This is a genomic window from Mycobacterium sp., assembly GCF_052144515.1.
Lineage (GTDB): Bacteria > Actinomycetota > Actinomycetes > Mycobacteriales > Mycobacteriaceae > Mycobacterium.
The window spans coordinates 1-2,832 of record NZ_JBKQQD010000317.1; the positions used below are offsets into that span (position 1 = coordinate 1).

Below are 2,832 nucleotides of genomic sequence, written 5' to 3' on the forward strand. Positions count from 1 at the left end.
CGGCACGCTGACGCTGGGCGGAGCCAGCGCGAGCGACTACACCCTGACGGGCGCCACCGGCTCGGTGACCGTCAACGCCCTGGCGCTGACGGCCAGCATCACCGCCGATGGCAAGGTCTATGACGGCACGACCGCCGCCGTCGACCATCCCACGCTCACCGGGGTGCTCACCGGCGACACCGTCGCGCTGGTCGACGGCACGGCGACGTTCGCCAGCAGTAACGTCGGCACCTGGACCGTCACCGACAGCGGCATCACCATCACCGGCGCCGACGCCGGCAATTACACGGTCAACGCCACGGCCACGGCCATGGCCAGCATCACCAAGGCCAACGCGACGATCTCGGTCACGCCCTACGCCGTCACCTATGACGGCGCCGCGCACACCGCGACCGGCACGGCGACGGGCGTGCTGGGCGAGGCCCTCAGTGGACTGGTCCTCAGCGCGACCACCCGCACCAACGCCGGGACCTACGCCGACACCTGGACGTTCACCGACAGCACCGGCAACTACAACAACACCAGCGGCACGGTCAACGACAGCATCACCAAGGCCAACGCGACGATCTCGGTCACGCCCTACGGCGTCACCTATGACGGCGCCGCGCACACCGCGACCGGCACGGCGACGGGCGTACTGGGCGAGGCCCTCAGTGGACTGGTCCTCAACGCGACCACACACACCAACGCCGGGACCTACGCCGACACCTGGACGTTCACCGACAGCACCGGCAACTACAACAACACCAGCGGCACGGTCAACGACAGCATCACCAGGGCTGCCGTTATCGTTACGGCCGACAGTTTCAGGAAGACATACGGTGACACGTTCGCCTTCACCGACACCGAGTTCACCGACTCCGGCCTGCTCAAGGGCGACAGAATCACCACCGTCGCATTGACCAGCGGCGGTGCCGCGGCGACGGCCCACGTCGCCGGTTCACCTTATGCCATCGTCCCGAGCGACGCGGCAGGCAACGGCCTTGACAACTACGCGATCGCATACCACGACGGCAGCCTGACGGTCAACCCAGCCCCTCTGACTGTCACCGCCGACAACAAGGCGACGTCGTTCGGCGGCACCGTGCCCCCCTTGACGGCTTCGTATGCCGGCTTCGTCAACGGCGAGACGCCCGCCAGTCTCAAGACTCCGGTCAATCTGAGCACGTCGGCGACGAGCAATAGCCCGGCGGGTGCTTACCCGATCGCCGCGTCCGGAGCCAGCTCATCCGACTACGCCATCAGTTATGTGAATGGGACGTTGACCATAGCCCCCTATGTGCCGCCGGCGAAACCGCGGTACCGGGCCGCGGACGGGTTCGCCACGACGCTGTACAACGAGATCCTGGGCCGCGGACCGGAGCCGTCAGGTTTTCAATTCTGGATGCGCAGGTACCTGGCCGGTGCGTCGACGCGCGAAATCTGGCAGGGGTTCGTACGGTCTCCGGAGCGGGTCGCCCTGGACCAGCAGGGGCGTGAACCCACGATCCCGCTGAAGGTGGCTTACTCGGATGCCCTGCGGGCGGCGCGGCAAGCGGCCGCGCAGCCGGCGATCGCGCCCGCCGGTCCGCTGGCGCTGCGGAAGTCGAGCCACGCCAGGGCGAGCACCGGCGGTGTCCTCCCCCACGTGCATGCACGGCCGCGTGGCGCCGGGAGGGCCTGATCGTGCGGCCCCCGATCGGTCCCCTGCCCGCGTCTTGAGCCGTACCGCAGGCGGTCGATGCGGCCGTGGAGCCGCGCGATCACACGCCCGGCCGCAGGTCGGCCGGACCTCCCGGATGGCCGCCCGGCGACGATCCCTCGCCGGTTCCAGGACCCCGGAAGCGCAAGGGGAAGCGCAAAGGGGACATTGCTATTCACGGCAGTCGTCTGGAGAACATAGGAACACTCCGATGACCGAAGCGGAGGTTGCGGCGATCCGGCTCTCGCTGCGCAGGGATCGTCCCTATGGTATCGACTCGTGGACCACGGAGACCGCCGGCCTCTTGGGCCTGGAATACAGCCTTCGATCGCGAGAACGACAACCCCGCCCTTCACCGGGAAAGTAGTCATGAAAGTTTCCCAAACTTCCTATCCTGCGACCAGTAATAAGAATGTCCCCTTTGTCCAAACTGCCGGACCGGTCGGCCGGTGTCAAGCTGCAGCCCAAGGTGAAAAAGTGCCATCGCAAACCTAACACCCTGCGGTCGGCTGAACGGCGGGGTCAGGAGACCCGCGCCGAACGAGCCCGCGTTCCGCTGCACGAGTGAGAAAAATTTCATGTCGTTTTGGTTCCGGCGGCGGTTGTTGAATGCCGCTTGCACAGTTCCGGGGACACCATACCTCTTTTTTCGGAGTTAGGTGTGGCGTCCCCGAAACTACCCGTCTAGGAGCCTGTCCGAGAAACAAGTGAAGGCAGATAAGGACTTACGTCGATCAGCCGAAGAGCGATTTTTCGTTTTTCGGGGATTCCGCACTTTTTGCCTGACGGCGAAATCCGTAAGTCCTTAGCCTAAAAATGGTTAATTCTCGGACACACTCCCTTAGGAGGTTGAATCAGGATCGACCGGTCCGGCGGGGCGAAAACGAAGCCAATCCCGGGGCGAGACGGAGATCCAGCGTCGAGAGGAGCGGCCAGCGGCCTTCCGGAAGCAACATGAGGAGTCGCTGAAAATCGTGTCGATCTGCAACCGAAAACGAAACAGCCCTGGCGTGGGGCGGGAGAACAATGGCCGGGGGGACGCTGGGTGGCCCCTCCGCTCGCGTGGAGACGTCCGGTCAACCGAACGGCGGGGTTGGGAGATCCTCACCGAACGCAGGCGTCGTGGCGAGAAAAGAGCTCAAAGTCTACTT

The 2,832-nt window shown here is 65.1% G+C and carries 1 protein-coding gene; it reads left to right on the forward strand.

The window, feature by feature from the left end; genetic code table 11:
- Nucleotides 1-1,663: MBG domain-containing protein (locus tag ACLP9N_RS21520; protein ID WP_442409309.1), on the forward strand; the 1,663-nt coding region annotated here is incomplete at its 5' end.
- Nucleotides 1,664-2,832 lie beyond the last annotated feature (1,169 nt).